Source organism: uncultured Roseibium sp. (assembly GCF_947496995.1).
Lineage (GTDB): Bacteria > Pseudomonadota > Alphaproteobacteria > Rhizobiales > Stappiaceae > Roseibium.
Window position 1 is genome coordinate 319,075 of sequence record NZ_CANMFD010000005.1, and the last position, 15,657, is coordinate 334,731.

A 15,657-nucleotide genomic window follows, 5' to 3' on the forward strand; every position below is an offset into this window, starting at 1 on the left:
GCGTGCGATGGCGCTTGACCCGTTCCGACGGAGCAGGCATCAGGAGCCGGATTAATCCTGGGTGCTGGCCCTGAGGAGCCGCGACATGGCGAAAGCCGCTGCATACCGTCTGCCGACAGACCGCCCGCATGTGATGGGCATCCTGAATGTGACACCCGACTCCTTCTCGGACGGCGGACAGCATGCCGTGCCCGGTGCGGCGCTGGCCCATGCAAGGGCGATGATCGACGAGGGTGCCGATATTCTCGATATCGGAGCGGAGAGCACGCGGCCGAATTCGGTGCCGGTCGCGCAGGAAGAGGAATGGGCACGGCTCGCGCCCGTCCTGGAAGATGTCGTCAGTCTCGGAACGCCGGTCTCCATCGATACATACAAGGCTGAAATCGCCCGGCGCGCCTGCGCGGCGGGAGCGGTCATCGTCAATGACGTCTGGGGCCTGCAGAAGGATCCGGCCATGGCGGATGCTGTGGCCGAGGCCGGGGCGCATGTGGTGATGATGCACAATCGTTCGGGTGCCGACGGCGATCTCGATATTCTCGGCGACATCGACAGGTTCTTCGAAACCTCGATGGAACTTGCAAGCCGGGCCGGTATCGCCCGGGAAAAGCAGATTCTCGATCCGGGCTTCGGATTCGGCAAGACCATCGACCAGAATTTTCTTGTTCTCAACCGCTTCGAGACCCTGAAGAAACACGGGCTGCCGCTTCTTGCCGGAGCATCGCGCAAGAGGATGATCGGCGCCGTGCTCGGTGCGGATATCGAAGACCGCCTTTATGGCTCACTCGCCGTCCACATGACCGCCCTTTTGAAAGGGGCGGCGATCGTGCGGGCGCATGATGTGGGTCCACATGCGGATTGCGTGCGTATGCTTGAGGCAACCTCGCTTGAACGGAACCCCAACTGAGATGACAACTTCCAAATGGACGCCGGGCACCGATGAAACCGGCGAGACTCCGATCCGCCGCGCCCCGACACGCTGCGCCCTGGGCCTCGGGTCCAACGTCGGCGATACGAAGGCCATCCTGGATAAGGCGATAGGAAAGCTGGAGCAGACGGAGGGCATCACGCTGGTGCTGCGGTCTTCCGACTACCGCACGCCGCCCTGGGGGCCTGTGCCGCAGGACGACTACCGCAATTGCTGTGTGGTCATCGACACGCTTCTCAGCCCGGTCGAGCTGTTGAAGCGCTGTCTTGAGGTGGAGGCCGAACTCGGGCGGGTGCGCGATGTCCGCTGGGGGCCGAGGTCGATCGATATCGATGTGTTGATCTATGGCCTTGAAAAGGTGGTGGAAAGCGACCTCGAAATACCGCATCCGCGTATGGGTGACCGGGCCTTCGTTCTGATCCCGCTGGCCGAAATCTGGCCCGATGCGCCGCTTGGCGACGGGCGCACGGCGGCGGACGCGCTGGAAATCTGCCCGGACCGGGACGGTGTCGTGAAGCTGCTCGACTGAAGACAGTCTCTAAACGGCGAAACTCTTCATGTGAAAACCGGCCGTCCCGGAGGCTTGCCGGTGCGGGGCTCCGAAAGGACAGGCGCGCCGGGCCAGACAGCCGGACCAGCAGTCGCTCGCCGGATTACCCGCCAGATACTCCCGGCATGCGGGCACGTCGTAACCGTTTTCAAGCGATATGGCGTCCACCGGGCAGGCGGAGAGGCAGGGTTTGTCCGCGCAGGTCGGGCAGGGACCGTCTTCAGCCACAGCCAAGGCCTCGGGAAGCTTCGCGGAGCTCAGAAACGCGGCCCTGAAGCCCGCCCAAAGCCCGAAGGCGCCATGCGCGAGCACGCCCAGGGGGCTCGGCGAGAAGCCGCCGCATTTCAACGCCCATTGCTGAAAGGGATGATACGGCGGGCCCTCGAAGGGAAACAGCGCCTTGAAGCCGTGCCTTGCGGCGCATTCGCCCAGGACACGTTTCGTATAGCGGTCGAGCGGGTCGGGCCGGCCGTCGGTATATTCCGGGCTGTTCTCGAAGACCGGCCACAAAGCCGGGCCGGTGCTGCCGATCAGCAGGAGGCTTTCTGCCTTCCGGCCACCGGAAAGCGCGGGTAGGGGATGGTCCGGGGCGGGATGAAACCCGCCCAGACGCAGGAACCCGGCGGCGGTGAGGTCATTCGTCAACTCTGCCGCCGGCCCCGTCATCGCTAGGGTCTCAGCCGAGCCTGTTGCGCTTGGCCAGAGTGCGCAGGCGCAGGGCGTTCAGCTTGATGAAGCCGGCGGCGTCCTTCTGGTCATAGGCGCCCTGGTCGTCCTCGAAGGTGACCAGTTCTTCGGAATAGAGCGAATAGGGCGAAGACCGGCCTGTGAGGATGACGTTGCCCTTGTAGAGCTTCAGCGTGACCGACCCGGTCACATGCTCCTGGCTCTTGTCGATCAGGGCCTGCAGCATGTCGCGCTCGGGCGAGAACCAGAAGCCGTTGTAGATCAGCTCCGCGTAGCGCGGCATCAACTCGTCCTTCAGATGCGCAGCGCCGCGATCCAGGGTGATGGATTCCATTCCCCGGTGCGCGGTCAGCAGGATCGTGCCGCCCGGCGTTTCATAGATGCCGCGGCTTTTCATGCCGACGAAGCGGTTCTCGACCAGGTCGAGTCGGCCGATGCCGTTGTCGCGGCCATAGTCGTTGAGTTTGGCAAAGAGGGTCGCCGGAGACAGCTTTTCACCGTTGAGCGAAACCGCGTCGCCCTTTTCGAAACCGATCTCGATCTCGGTGACGACATCGGGGGCTTCGGTCGGGTCAACCGTGCGCTGGTAGACATAGGCGGGCGCTTCCTCGGCCGGGTCTTCCAGCACTTTTCCTTCGGAGGAAGAGTGCAGCATGTTGGCATCGACGGAGAAAGGGGCTTCGCCGAGCTTGTCTTTCGGAACCGGGATCTGATGCTTTTCGGCGAAGTCGATCAAGTCTGTCCGGGACTTGAAGGTCCAGTCGCGCCAGGGGGCGATCACCTTGATGTCCGGATTGAGCGCATAGGCGGCGAGTTCGAAGCGGACCTGGTCGTTGCCCTTGCCGGTGGCGCCATGTGCGATGGCGTCGGCGCCGGTTTCCTCGGCAATTTCGATCAGCCGCTTGGAGATCAGCGGCCGGGCGATGGAGGTTCCGAGCAGGTAGACACCTTCATAAACGGCATTGGCGCGGAACATCGGGAAGACGAAATCGCGGATGAATTCCTCGCGCAGGTCGTCGACGTAGATTTCCTTGATGCCGAGCATCTCGGCCTTCCTGCGCGCCGGTTCCAGTTCCTCACCCTGGCCGAGGTCGGCGGTGAAAGTCACCACTTCGCAACCCAGTTCGGTCTGCAGCCATTTCAGGATGATGGACGTGTCCAGGCCACCGGAATAGGCCAGAACGACTTTCTTGATGTCACCATACGCCATTTAGGGAAGGTCCAGTTTTGCTGTTCCGGGGGCCGCCGGAGATCTGGAGTTGCCCCGAAACCGGGTCAAATTCCATATCCTGAGCAGTTCCCGGGCGGTTTGACCGCACGTTGAAAATTTGCGGCAATTTAGCCGGTTCTCTTCCCGGCGCAAGCCCTTGCGGTTCCACCTGCGTTCATTTGTCGACGGAGTGGCCGGTTACCCGAAACGCCGGCGTTCATGTTGCCGCCGAAAAAGGACGCAAGCCGCGCCGGGCACCGCGTCTTGCAATTGGGTGCGGGAGGGTTGATGCTTTTGACAATAATACAAATCGACAATCTGCTGACTAAATCGGCCGGAGGCAGAATGAATCTCATCGACTTTGAACTGGACACCTACGATTATCTGACTTTCCTGATCCTTGTGCTGATTGTCGTTGCATTCTTTTTTGCGATGATCACGTTGGGCGGGTTGCCAGGCAAGCTCGCGGAGAAGCGGAACCATCCGCATGCCGAGTCCGTGAAACTCGGCGGCTGGATCGGGCTTTTCACCGTGTTTCCGTGGATCCACGCACTCATCTGGGCTTATCACGACTCGCTCACGGTCGACATCCGCAAGCACCCCAGGAACGCGGAACCATTGCTGGAAGGTGACGATCCGCAGGCAGAGGACAGTGGGCCGGGTCCGGCTGTCGCGGTAAAGGCCGCTCCCGCACAGGTACTCTCTGGCGAGGCGCCGAAAGCTCCATCAGAGGATGGAGCCGGGGCATGACTATCGCCATTCTCATTCTGGTCGCCTACGCCATCTTCATGTGGCTGGTGTTCTACAAGTTCCGCTGGCTGAAGTTCAATATTGCCTGGGGTGTCGTCACCTTCTGGGTAGGCGTCCATGTCCTGTTCCTGCTGGTGGTTTTCCTGAGGTTCTACACTCCCTTTTCAATCGACGGCCATGTCATCCGGCAGACGATCCAGATCACCCCGCGCCTGCCTCATCCGACGCTTCTGGAGGAGGTGTATGTGGGGCAGAACGAAAGGGTGAAAAAAGGCGACAAGCTCTATCAGTTCGACACGACGCTTTACGTCGCGCAGCTTCAGGAGGCGATGGCGAGCCTGGTCAGCAATCAGCAGAATGCGCTGAGCCTGCAGGAAGATGTCGACCTGGCCCAGGATTCGCGCGACGAGGCGGTTGCCAGGCAGCAGTACACTGCGGAACAGGTCACGCGCTATGCGGATCTGGTTCCCAGGGGTGGGGCCAAACAGGAAACGCTGGACAGGTGGAATTCCGAGCTGGCTACGGCAACGGCGCAGGTCGCGCAGTCGGAAGCGAACCTGAACAAGGCGCAACTGGCGGTGGGGGCCCAGATCGACGGGGTGAACGCCCAGGTAGTCTCGGCCCAGGCGCAGGTCGATCAGGCGCAGTATTATCTCGATCAGACCACGATTTATGCACCGGAAGACGGGACAATCATCTCGCAGCAGGCCCGGCCGGGGCTTGTGGTGGGCGGTGTACGCATCGCCGCCGTCGCTGCTTTCATTGCCGACGCCGATCCTTATTTCCTGGCTACCTTCTACCAGGAACATCTGAAATTCGTGAAATCCGGTCAGCCGGTCGAAGTGGCCCTGGACATATATCCGGGACGTATCTTCAAGGGCAGGGTGAAGAACATCTGGGAAGGGACGGGTCAGGGACAGATCCTGCCAAGCGGATTTGTGCCGGAATTCCTATTCATGAAGCCGCAGGGCCGTTTCGCCGTGGAAATCGATCTGGACGACGATCCGGCCCTCGTTCGCTATCCGGCCGGCGCGCATGGCGCGGTGGCGATCTATACCGGCGGGGGCGGTGGATGGGTGGCCGACTTGCGGCGAATAAACCTGCGCCTCTACAGTTGGATGAATTTCATTATTCCGTTTGATTTGTAAGTAGGGGCGGCATGGGGCATTCAAGGCAAATCCGTCACGGTCTGGTTTTGAGCGGCATGTTGATGCTCGGCGGCTGCATGGTCGGACCGGATTTCGAACGGCCAGATGCGCCCGTACTCGACAGCTGGGGTGCCGGGGCAAACCTTCCGATAGACAGCCGCACCGGCTTTACCAGCCGCAGCGCAAATTCTGTGCCCTGGTGGCATGTTTTCAGGGACGATACGCTGAACAGCCTCATCGCAGAGGCCTATCGCCAGAATGTCGGCCTGCAGGCTGCGGGGGTGCGGGTTTATCAGGCGCGCGCTCAGCTCGGCATCGCCGGCGGAAACCTGTTCCCGCAGGTACAGCAGGCGAATGTGAGCTCCAGAACCACCCGCTTCAGCACCAAGGATCCCTTTATCAGCGACCTTGAACGCGTCGGGCTGGTCGACAATCAATTCACCGATGTCTCTGCCGGTTTCGATGCCGGCTGGGAGATCGATCTGTGGGGCAAGATCCGGCGGAATATCCAGTCGGCGGATGCCGATCTGAAAGCCAAGCTTGCTTCCTATGACGATGCGCTCGTTACGCTGACAGGCGATATTGCGGCCGTCTACATCACCATCCGGGAACTGCAGCAGCTGATCGCCACCGTGCGCAGAAATGCCGTGCTGCAGAAGGCGTCGCTGGATCTCACAAAATTGCGTCTCGAGAACGGAACAGCCACGAGGCTGGCCGTCAGCGAGGCGACGGTTCTCTACAATAACACTCTGGCAAGCATCCCGAATTACGAGGCGAAACTGGCGCGGGCCTATAATGCCCTGAGCCTTCTCCTGAGCGAGCCGCCGGGAGGGGTCAAGTCCCGCCTCGGGTCAAGGTCGCGATTTCCGCGCGTTCCGGCAGAAGTGGCCATCGGGGTTCCCGCCGACATGCTGCGCCGACGCCCGGATATCCGCAGCGCGGAATACAGGGCGGCGGCCCGCTCGGCGCAGATCGGCGTGGCCAGAGCCGACCTCTTCCCGGCATTCTCGATCTCCGGGGCGATCGGTGTCAGGGCGGACGATTTCGCCAATCTCTTCGGCAACGGTACGGCAGCGGGTTTCATCAATCCGGGATTTTCGTGGAATTTCCTCAACTACGGCCGGATTCAGAACAATGTCCGCGTTCAGGACGCCAAATTCCAGGAAGCCCTGCTGGACTACGAGCGAACCGTGCTGGCCGCCTATGCGGAAGTGGAAAACGGCCTGACGGGGTTCTTGAGGTCGAAACAGGAAGCGGTCTATCTGCGCCGCGCCGTCGCGGCCGCGCGCAGTGCGGTGAGCGAAGTCGATGCCCAGTTCGAGGACGGCACTGCGCCCTATAACCGGGTCGTTCAGTCACAACGGCACCAGCTTGTTACGGAAGAGCGGCTGATCGCGGCCCAGGCCAATGTGCTGACCAACCTTATTGCGGTCTACAAGGGTCTCGGCGGCGGCTGGATGCCGGAAAATGTCGATGGACTGATTTCAGAGAAGACCCGCCAGCGGATGACGGAGCGGACCGGCTGGGGACTGCTCCTGGAAAACCCGGTGGAAGGCCAGGGGAAAAGCTGACCTTGCCTTCGGTTCGATCAATGCCTGACGCTCACGTCTGTCGAGGCCGGCTCGCGTCCTTGCCGTATTTCGCCATGAACATATCCACGCTCTCGGCGATGATCTTGTCGATTTCCGCCCGGTCCGGGACACGGGCGGCGTAGAGGTTCGGGAAAAAGCCGCGTGACTTGATAAGACCGAGAAACTGCTTTGCCGCGACCGCCGGGTCGTCGACGGACAGCCGGCCTTCTTCGCTGGCGCGCCGCAGAACGGCTTCGAAATCGGACTGGAGGGTCATGCGTGCTTCCATGTCCGCTGCCAGCGCCGGGTCGCGGATCGTCTCGCTCATCACCATGCGGGCAAGGTTCATGAAGCACGGATTGATCAGCAGCGCGCCTTCCGCCCAGCCGAGCTCCATCAGCATTTCGCGGATCGGTTTCGTATTGTCGTAGGGAATTTCAAGCGCAGAATTCACTTGGTCGACGAGAAACTGGTTGATCTCGTGGAAGAGCACTTCCTTGCTTTCGAAGTGATTGTAGACCGTTCGCTTGGATACCTGAGCCCGCTCGGAAATCCGGTCCATGCTGGTGCCGGCATAGCCTTTTTCCTGAAATTCCGCGATCGCGGCTTCAATGATCTGCTTTTTCTTCCGGTCTGATACGGACATGCTTGATCCGAGTTCTCCCACGGCTGATTTTTTTCGCGCGTTGTCTCCTGATCCCTTACATCCCAAAAATTCCGCTCTATGTAAACTACGGCGTTTACAGACGCGCAGACAATCATTAAACTGCACAGTGTAGTTTACTTCCTTTAGCCAGATCAGGCCAGCCAAAGGAGATGTCTCCAGATGTCAGTGACATTGAAAATCAACGGGGAAACGCGCACGCTCGATGCCGATCCCGACAGCCCGCTCTTGTGGGCACTGCGCGACGAACTCAAATTGACCGGCACCAAATTTGGTTGCGGCATCGCGTCGTGCGGCGCCTGCACCGTCCATCTGGACGGCATGCCGATCAGATCCTGCCAGACCATGGTGGGAGACGTGGAAGACGCTGAAATCACCACAATCGAAGGGATCGACGGCAAGGCCGCCGAAGCCGTGCAGGCCGCCTGGCAGGAGCTGGACGTACCCCAATGCGGCTATTGTCAGTCCGGCCAGATCATGGCTGCGACCGCACTCCTGAGCGAGACGCGCAAGCCGACCGACGAAGACATAGACTTCGCCATGGACGGCAACGTCTGCCGCTGCGCCACCTACGCCCGTATCCGCAAGGCAATCCACCTTGCATCCGACAAGATGGAGGGCTGAGCCATGTTGCATCTCCTGCAAAAACCTCTTGAGGCTGCTCAACCGAGCCGCCGCACCTTTCTGAAAGTGTCCGCGGGCACCATTGGCGGTCTCGTTCTGGCAATGAACCTGCCGCGATCGGCAGCGTCGGCGGCCGAAGGCGATTTCCTCCAGCCTTTCGTGCATATCCGGCCGGACAACACGGTTGTGGTGCTGTCGAAGCATCTGGACAAGGGCCAGGGAACGGCGTCCGGTCTCGCGACGCTCGTTGCCGACGAACTTGATGCGGCGCACGATCAGGTCAGGGTCGAGTTCGCGCCATCGAATCCGCAGCTCTACGCCAACACGCTGTTCGGCGTTCAGGGTACGGGCGGCTCCACGGCCATGGCCAACTCCTTCATGCAGTACCGCCAGGCGGGCGCTGCGGCCAAGGCGATGATTGTCGCCGCAGCCGCGAAGGACTGGGGCGTGCCTGCTTCGGAAATCACCGTATCCGACGGTGTCGTCTCGCACGGGTCCGGCAAGTCCGCGACGCTGGGCGACCTGGCCGGCCTTGCCGCCGGTGAAGAGGTTCCGGCCGAGCCGGTGCTGAAGACACCGGACCAGTGGGTCTATATCGGCAAGTCCTTTCCGCGCCTCGACGTGAAGAACAAGACGGTCGGTGCGCCGAACACCTACACCATGGATTTCCAGCGGGACGGCCTTCTGGTGGCGACCGTCGCCAGGGCGCCGCGCTTTGGCGGCAAGGTGAAGTCGTTCGACGCGAGCGAAGCCAGGAAAGTGCCCGGCGTCGTCAATGTGCTGGAGCTTCCGAACGGCGTCGCCGTGGTCGCCGAAAGCACATGGCCGGCGATCAAGGGCCGGTCGCTGCTGGAAATCGAATGGGATGACAGCGGGGCGGAGACCCGGTCGAGCGACGCCATGATCGCCGAGCTCAAGGAGATGACGGCACAGCCGGGCGTAAAGGTGCGCGAAGACGGTGACGTCGATGCGGTCCTTGAAGCCTCGGCGAAGGTGATCGAGGCCGACTATGATTTCCCTTTCCTGGCACATGGAGCCATGGAGCCGCTCGACATCGCTATGATGTTCGACGGTGAGACCGCGGAACTCTGGTTCGGATCCCAGATCCAGACCATCGATCATAACGTTGCGGCCACGGTGCTTGGCATCCCGTTCCAGAACGTCAGGATCAACACGCTCTGGGCAGGCGGTTCCTTCGGCCGGCGGGCCCAGGCCGATGCCCATCCCGTCGTCGAGATCGCGATGCTGGCCAAGGCGATGCAGGCAGACGGAATGGAGCCCGCACCGGTGAAGATCGTCTGGACCCGAGAGGACGACATGGCGGGCGGCTATTACCGGCCAATGTCGGCTCACAGGATCAGGGTTGGCCTCGACGCCGACAACAACGTCACGGCGTTCAAGTACAACATCGCGGCGAAATCGATCGTCAAGGGCACCGCGTTCGAGGCGATGCTCATGAAGGATGGCGTCGACCACAACATGACCGAGGGTGCGCATGACACGTCCTATGCCCTTGGGCTGATGAACATGGACCAGACGTTTCAGGAAACGCAGGTCCCGGTTCTGTGGTGGCGGTCGGTCGGGCATACCCACACGGCCTACGTCATGGAAACCATGATCGACCGGCTGGCGAAGGAAGCCGGCAAGGATCCGGTCGCCTACCGGCTGGAGATGATCCGGGACGATCCGCGGAAGGCGAATGTCCTGAAGCTGGCTGCGGATAAGGCGGGCTGGGATCAGCCGCCGGGCGACGGCCGTTACCGGGGCGTCGCCGTGCACAAGTCCTTCGGCTCCTACGTGGCGGAAGTGGCGGAAATCTCGTTCCGCGACGACGGTACGGTGAAGGTCGAGAAGGTGACCGCCGCGGTGGATTGCGGCACGCCGATCAATCCGGACAACATCGTTGCCCAGGTGGAAGGTGGTATCGGCTACGGCCTCGGTGCGATCCTGCGCAATCAGGTCACGCTGGTGGACGGAGTGGTGGAGGAAACCAACTTCGATACCTACGAGCCGCTGCGGATGTCCGACATGCCGGAAGTCGAGGTGCATATCGTCGCCTCGAACGAGCCGCCGACCGGCATTGGCGAACCCGGAACGCCTCCAATCGGCCCGGCCGTCGCGAATGCCATCGCTGCGGCGAAAGGCGACTGGATCACGAGCTTGCCGTTGTCGAAGGCAGGACTTGTGTAAGTTGAAACGCGTTTGAAACGAAAAAAGCCGCCTTCGGGCGGCTTTTTTGCATGTTTGGCACCTGAAACATCGCGGTTCATGAAACGCGGCTGGAAAAAGCGATGCGGTTCGCCCGAAGGGAAACTCTGGCTCGACTGCCTACGCCTGGGCCGCCAGTGCGTCCCGGTCTTTCTTGCGCATGCGTTCGGATGCCGACTTGAGCTGGCCGCAAGCGGCGAAGATGTCGCGGCCGCGCGGGGTGCGGATGGGGGAGGCATAGCCGGCGCGGTTGACGATGTCGGCGAATTCCTCGATGCGATCCCAGTCGGAACATTCGTATTCGGAGCCCGGCCAAGGGTTGAACGGAATCAGGTTGATCTTGGCCGGAATGCCCTTCAGCAGTCGGACCAGATCCAGTGCGTCCTTGTTGCTGTCGTTGATGCCCTTCAGCATCACGTATTCGAAGGTGATGCGCTTGGCGTTGGACAGGCCCGGGTAGTTGCGGCAGGCGTCCAGCAGGGCTGCGATGTTCCATTTCTTGTTGATCGGCACCAGAACGTCACGCAGCTCGTCGCGGACCGCATGCAGGGAGATCGCCAGCATGCAGCCGATTTCGTCGCCCGTGCGGAAAATTTCCGGAACGACGCCGGAGGTCGACAGGGTAATGCGCCGCTTGGAGAGAGACAGGCCGTCGCCGTCGGAGGCGATCAGAAGCGCCTTTTTCACGTTCTCGAAATTGTAGAGCGGCTCGCCCATGCCCATCATCACGACATTGGTGACCAGCCGGCCCTCGGACGGAACAATCGCCCCCTGCGGCGTGTGGGCTTCCGGAAAATCGCCGAGGCGGTCGCGCGCCAGAAGGATCTGCGAGAGGACTTCCTCCGCGGTCAGATTACGGACCAGCTTCTGGGTGCCGGTGTGACAGAAGGTACAGGTCAGTGTGCAACCGACCTGGGAGGAAACACACAGCGTTCCCCGGCCTTCTTCGGGAATATAGACGGTTTCGACCTCGACCGGGCGGCCGGCGCCGCGCGGGGGAAAGCGGAACAGCCATTTGCGCGTGCCGTCGACGGAAATCTGCTCGGAAACGATCTCCGGACGGGCGATCGAGAAATTCTCGGCAAGCTTCTGGCGCAGGTCCTTGGCGATGTTGGTCATCTGCGCGAAATCGGAGACGCCACGCACATACAGCCAATGCCAGAGCTGGGAGGCTCGCATCCGCCATTGTTTCTGCGGTACGCCGATGGTGCCGAGCGCTTCGCCCAGTTCTTCGCGGCTGAGGCCGACAAGCACCGGCTTTTCCTCGCCCGGCAGCAGGGATGCTGCGGCTGGAACGGTCGGCGCGTTCGGATTGTCCCGCGCGATATCGAGCGTAATCGCCATGTCGTGATCCGTTTTCCTGTCCGGCGCTTTTCGTGGCGTATCCAGTTCGGTGGATGCGGCAGCCGGTCACCTGATCGTCAGACTTCCGACCAGCAGGAAACGGAAGTCAGAAAGTCGATCGATTTATAAAATGTCGGAGCATCCTGTCTGCGCTCAATCGAACGCGGCATGCTCAAGCCGTTTCCAAAACCACAAACGCCGGTAAAAATCAAGTTTTCCGGCTGCATTGGTGCCATGCGGCCAGCGGACCCATGCATGCCGAAAAGCCCGGCGAAGGCGCCAGAAGCGTCCTGCCGGGTCAATGTCGTGAACGTGGGATAGGCCTTGCCGGTTACTGGCAGGCCTGGCTGGCGGTATTGATCGCTGCCGTAACACCGGAAAGCGAGAACTTGTAGGTCGTCCGGGTGCCGCGACTGGATTCCCCATTCACGCTCATTTCCCGGCCTGCCTTCATGGCGGCGACAAGCTGAGCCTCTGTCGCGGCATTTTCCACCCAGGCACCGTCATTGTTGGTGAACAGCGTGAAGTTCGTGCCGTCGATATCGACCGACACCGAGGACTTGTCCTTGAAGGGGTAACCGACAAGCAGGCTCGGCTCCGAGCTGACACCTTCTGCCGGGCGGCTCGTCACGAAGAAAAAGACATCCCCGTGATTGCGATCCCCGGGAAGCAAGGTGGTCGGCTTGGTCAACGCGTAGCAGACCTTGCCGCTGCCGCTTGTCAGCGCATAGGCCGCCCAGTCGTTGTGCTGCTTCAGAAGCGTCGGGGTTTGCGCGAAAGCCACTGCACTCGAAACGGCCAGACCTGCAAGGGCTAGAACCAGCGATTTTGCTTTCATCATCTCCACACCGTTTGGCTTTGAGTTTCCGTCGAATTCAATTCAATTGCCGTCTGACATATAAACCTTGCTTTAATGATAACTTAAAGCGGGTTACGAAAGGGTTGAAGCCGTGGCAATTGGTTTTTTGAATTTTTCGTCGCTCTTTTTCTCATGTCAGGGCGCGGGCCGTCGGAACGGGTCCGGTTCCCGGATCGTCCCACAGCCTGTTGCGGTTAATCACGGCAACAGTGTGGCGGTGTGCCTCAACCCCCTTTCGAAAACCGGCGAACGTGTTAAAGATCGATCAGGACCGTTGGCTCGGCAGGGAGTTTGATAACCGTTGGCGAATGCGCAGTATTTTTCCGATCTCATCGTCAAGGTCGCGGCGGAGCGGGACAAGGCTGCCTTCGTTGAACTGTTCGATCATTTCGCTCCGCGCCTGAAGGGCTACCTGATGAAACAGGGCGCGGACAATGCCGTTGCAGAGGAAGTTGCGCAGGACGTGATGGTCACGCTCTGGCGCAAGGCGGATCTTTTCGATCCGGGTAAATCCTCCGCCAGCACCTGGCTTTTCCGTATTGCCCGAAACCGCCGTATTGACCGACTACGGCGGCAAAAGACTGCGGAACTCAATCCGGACGAACCAGCGCTTCAACCGGCGCCGTTGCCGGATGTCGCCGACGAAATGGATGCACGCCTGCGGGAAACCCGCGTCCGGGCCGCGCTGGAACAACTGCCCGAGGACCAGCGGCAGGTGGTCCGGCTGGCCTTTTTCATCGGGCAGTCGCACAGCGAAATCGCCGATCAGACAGGACTGCCGCTCGGAACGGTCAAATCCCGAATCCGCCTTGCCTTCGGCAGGTTGCGCCAGCTGCTGGAAACCGATGCGGCCGTCGATGTGGATTAGGCGGTTTGTCGTAGCCGGTCTGATTTTCTGCGCAGGGATCTCCAACGCAGCCTCGGATGCGTTGCCGCGCGGGTTCGTTTATCTGCGCGATGCCGTTCCCGATATCAGCCAGGACATGCGTTACGCGAGCCGTGACAATTTCATGCGCAAGCGCCTGCCCGGCTACGGGGCCCGGGAATGCGTTTTGACGCAAGACGCGGCAAAGGCGCTCGGCAAGGTTCAGAACGCCGCCGTGAGCGCGGGTTACTCGCTCGTCGTCTTCGATTGCTACCGGCCGCAACAGGCCGTTGACGCCATGGTGGCCTGGGTCAATTCCGGCAAGGGGACAGACCCCGCGTATTACCCGAACGTGTCGCGCGCGCACCTGATCCGGCAGGGTTATATCGGCGCGAAAAGCAGTCACGCCGGAGGGTCCACCGTCGATGTTTCCCTGGAACTGCTTTCCGGCTCGGGCCCAAAGCCCGATACCCCGTCTGCCTGTGCCCGCAAGGACAGGGAGACCGCAGATTTCGGCACTCCCTTCGACTGCTTCGACCCAGCCAGCCGGACGGGATCAAAGGCCGTGGCGGTCTCTGCCCAGAACATGCGCCGGACACTCGTCGCCCTGATGCAACGCGGCGGTTTCCGGAATTATCCGGGAGAGTGGTGGCATTTCACCCTTCAAGGGGAACCGTTTCCCGGCAAGGCTTTCGATTTCACGATCGAACGCAGGTAGCGGCGATCGTATCGTGGTTTCTGTCGTCGACAGTCAGCATCACTCGTCAAACAGAGGGATCACCTCGGAGATGGCCGTATCCTTGTATCTGGATCCGGGGAAAACCGTCCCGATTTCGAATTCCAGCCACGCGGCCTCCACGGGCGTGTCGAAGACATAACGCTCGGCGCCCATCGTGTCGCTCAGGCGGAGGATCCGTGTCGTGCCGTCGGAAAGTGTGACGTTGGCGGTTCTGACGCGGGCGTTCTTTTGAAAGATGTCCCGGTTCTTGGCGTAACCGTTGACGATTTCGAAGCCCTGGAGCCATCTCGGCCGGTCGAAGGCCACCAGAACCTTTTCTCCTGCCCCTTCCCCGGAAACGCCTTCGACCCAGGCGGTGGATGTCTTGCCGTCGAACAAATTGCCCGGGCCGTATCGGTTGCCGTATTGCGGGTCGAGAACGGAACTGGCGCAGACCTGCAAGGCACCGCCGCCGGAGCGCGCCGGGCTGCATCTTTTCGCGGCGTAATCCGGCAGGGGGTTGTGACGGGCCGCTGTAAAGCTCTCGGTCCCTTTCTCCGATCCCGCGTTCCCGGAAGTGGGCGCCGGTGTGTATACGGCAACAGACGGCTTGCCGCCCTCCGACTTTCCGCCGAAATAGAATTCACCGATGAGGGCCTCGTTCAGCCAGGGGAGCTGACGTTCGCCTGTCGATGTGTAGACGCTTTCGCGGACGCGGCCCATCAGATGGCGGACCTCCAGATCGGGTGTGCCGATCAGTCGGGCCAGCGCTTCGGTGAAGGGACTGTTGGAGCCGGCCCCGTCCAGCGCGACGTCGCCGGGGGCGGTGGCGAAGGCGATCATCATGCCTGCCGCGTTGGCTTCCAGCCGGGCGAGGCCGTTTGTGGTTCCCCGGGACAGGGACCGCGGCAGGGGATTGTTGCGGCAAGCATCCAGGAAGACCAGCTTCAACCGTGCCCCGGAAGCGTCCATGATCTCCAGAAGGTCGTCGGCCTTGACCGCCTGGCCCGGAAGGTCCGTCGAGGCCAGGATCTCTGCATCCACCGGTAACAGCCAGTTGCGACCGTTCACCTGAACGCCGTGTCCGGCGTAAAACACCAGTGCGACGTCCGCTCCCTGCGCCCTGCGTCCGAACCGGGTGAGGCCATCGCGGAACGCCCGCCGGTCACCGTCGATGATGCGGACAACGTCGAAACCGAGCCCGGTGAGTTTCGAGGCCATCAGCTCGGCGTCATTGGAGGGGTTCGGCAGCGCGGGCATCCTCTGATAGGCGCCATTGCCGATAACCAGCGCGACCTTGCCGGCCGCATGCGTGGTCGAAGGCAAGGAAAACAGCAATGCCGTCAACCAGCAGCCGGTCACAATTCGGAAAAGGAAATTCATTCGGGGTCTCCAGCAATGCGCCAAGAAAACCTTCTGGCGCCGGTTAAGGCAAGAGACATCTGCTTTGTGGTGGTCTCCAGGACTGAAATCATTCCGGAGATTTGGTCCAATTGAAGCCGGTTTCCGGCTGCTTTGATGCCAGTAAAGATTG

Annotated in this window: 15 protein-coding genes; 9 read left to right on the plus strand and 6 right to left on the minus strand. The window is 61.2% G+C overall.

All coding sequences use genetic code 11. The features are described 5' to 3' along the window. The first annotated feature begins 85 nt into the window (after nt 1–85). On the plus strand, nt 86–904 hold the full coding sequence (gene folP, locus Q1B40_RS20285; RefSeq protein ID WP_299818581.1) for a dihydropteroate synthase: 819 nt from the start codon (nt 86–88) through the stop codon (nt 902–904). 1 nt (nt 905) lies between these two features. Then, the gene (gene folK, locus Q1B40_RS20290; protein ID WP_299818583.1) at nt 906–1,454 is read left to right on the plus strand and encodes a 2-amino-4-hydroxy-6-hydroxymethyldihydropteridine diphosphokinase; all 549 of its coding nucleotides are present in this window, start codon (nt 906–908) and stop codon (nt 1,452–1,454) included. Between the two features lie 9 nt (nt 1,455–1,463). On the opposite strand, the gene Q1B40_RS20295 is transcribed toward folK, so the two are convergent. Continuing rightward, on the minus strand, nt 1,464–2,120 hold the full coding sequence (locus Q1B40_RS20295; protein ID WP_299818586.1) for a hypothetical protein: 657 nt from the start codon (nt 2,118–2,120) through the stop codon (nt 1,464–1,466). Between the two features lie 31 nt (nt 2,121–2,151). Further along, on the minus strand, nt 2,152–3,372 hold the full coding sequence (locus tag Q1B40_RS20300; protein ID WP_299818590.1) for an argininosuccinate synthase: 1,221 nt from the start codon (nt 3,370–3,372) through the stop codon (nt 2,152–2,154). A 219-nt stretch (nt 3,373–3,591) separates the two neighbouring features. Between Q1B40_RS20300 and Q1B40_RS20305 the strand changes: the two genes are divergently transcribed. From Q1B40_RS20305 to Q1B40_RS20315, 3 genes are read left to right on the plus strand one after another with little or no spacing between them, the layout of a single operon-like run. After that, nucleotides 3,592–4,122: a DUF3302 domain-containing protein gene (locus Q1B40_RS20305; RefSeq protein ID WP_299818593.1), complete on the plus strand. Its 531-nt coding sequence runs from the start codon at nt 3,592–3,594 to the stop codon at nt 4,120–4,122. Then, the gene (locus tag Q1B40_RS20310) at nt 4,119–5,270 is read left to right on the plus strand and encodes an efflux RND transporter periplasmic adaptor subunit (protein WP_299818596.1); all 1,152 of its coding nucleotides are present in this window, start codon (nt 4,119–4,121) and stop codon (nt 5,268–5,270) included. The genes Q1B40_RS20305 and Q1B40_RS20310 overlap by 4 nt, the downstream gene beginning before the upstream one ends. Nucleotides 5,271–5,281: 11 nt before the next feature. Continuing rightward, on the plus strand, nt 5,282–6,841 hold the full coding sequence (locus Q1B40_RS20315; protein ID WP_299818599.1) for an efflux transporter outer membrane subunit: 1,560 nt from the start codon (nt 5,282–5,284) through the stop codon (nt 6,839–6,841). A gap of 31 nt (nt 6,842–6,872) precedes the next feature. Here the strand turns inward: Q1B40_RS20315 and Q1B40_RS20320 are convergent, their stop codons facing one another. Further along, nucleotides 6,873–7,487, minus strand: coding sequence for a TetR/AcrR family transcriptional regulator (locus Q1B40_RS20320; RefSeq protein ID WP_299818602.1), 615 nt, complete (start codon nt 7,485–7,487; stop codon nt 6,873–6,875). A gap of 180 nt (nt 7,488–7,667) precedes the next feature. Between Q1B40_RS20320 and Q1B40_RS20325 the strand changes: the two genes are divergently transcribed. Both Q1B40_RS20325 and Q1B40_RS20330 read left to right on the plus strand, forming a co-directional pair. Next, a complete protein-coding gene (locus tag Q1B40_RS20325) occupies nt 7,668–8,129 on the plus strand; it encodes a (2Fe-2S)-binding protein (RefSeq protein ID WP_299818605.1) in 462 nt (153 codons plus the stop codon). 3 nt (nt 8,130–8,132) lie between these two features. After that, nucleotides 8,133–10,319 (plus strand): xanthine dehydrogenase family protein molybdopterin-binding subunit, encoded by a 2,187-nt coding sequence (locus Q1B40_RS20330; protein WP_299818608.1) that lies wholly within the window; start codon nt 8,133–8,135, stop codon nt 10,317–10,319. A gap of 138 nt (nt 10,320–10,457) precedes the next feature. Here the strand turns inward: Q1B40_RS20330 and rlmN are convergent, their stop codons facing one another. Next, on the minus strand, nt 10,458–11,681 hold the full coding sequence (rlmN, locus tag Q1B40_RS20335; protein ID WP_299818611.1) for a 23S rRNA (adenine(2503)-C(2))-methyltransferase RlmN: 1,224 nt from the start codon (nt 11,679–11,681) through the stop codon (nt 10,458–10,460). A gap of 331 nt (nt 11,682–12,012) precedes the next feature. Then, entirely contained in the window at nt 12,013–12,522 is a 510-nt protein-coding gene (locus tag Q1B40_RS20340; RefSeq protein WP_299818614.1) for an invasion associated locus B family protein, read from the minus strand. A gap of 319 nt (nt 12,523–12,841) precedes the next feature. Here Q1B40_RS20340 and Q1B40_RS20345 point away from each other — a divergent pair, with 319 nt between their 5' ends. Both Q1B40_RS20345 and Q1B40_RS20350 read left to right on the plus strand, forming a co-directional pair. Then, nucleotides 12,842–13,408 (plus strand): sigma-70 family RNA polymerase sigma factor, encoded by a 567-nt coding sequence (locus Q1B40_RS20345; RefSeq protein ID WP_299818617.1) that lies wholly within the window; start codon nt 12,842–12,844, stop codon nt 13,406–13,408. Further along, a complete protein-coding gene (locus tag Q1B40_RS20350; protein ID WP_299818620.1) occupies nt 13,386–14,123 on the plus strand; it encodes a M15 family metallopeptidase in 738 nt (245 codons plus the stop codon). The genes Q1B40_RS20345 and Q1B40_RS20350 overlap by 23 nt, the downstream gene beginning before the upstream one ends. Nucleotides 14,124–14,162: 39 nt before the next feature. Here Q1B40_RS20350 and Q1B40_RS20355 read toward each other — a convergent pair whose 3' ends face one another. Next, the gene (locus tag Q1B40_RS20355; RefSeq protein ID WP_299818623.1) at nt 14,163–15,506 is read right to left on the minus strand and encodes a caspase family protein; all 1,344 of its coding nucleotides are present in this window, start codon (nt 15,504–15,506) and stop codon (nt 14,163–14,165) included. Between the last annotated feature and the right edge of the window lie 151 nt (nt 15,507–15,657).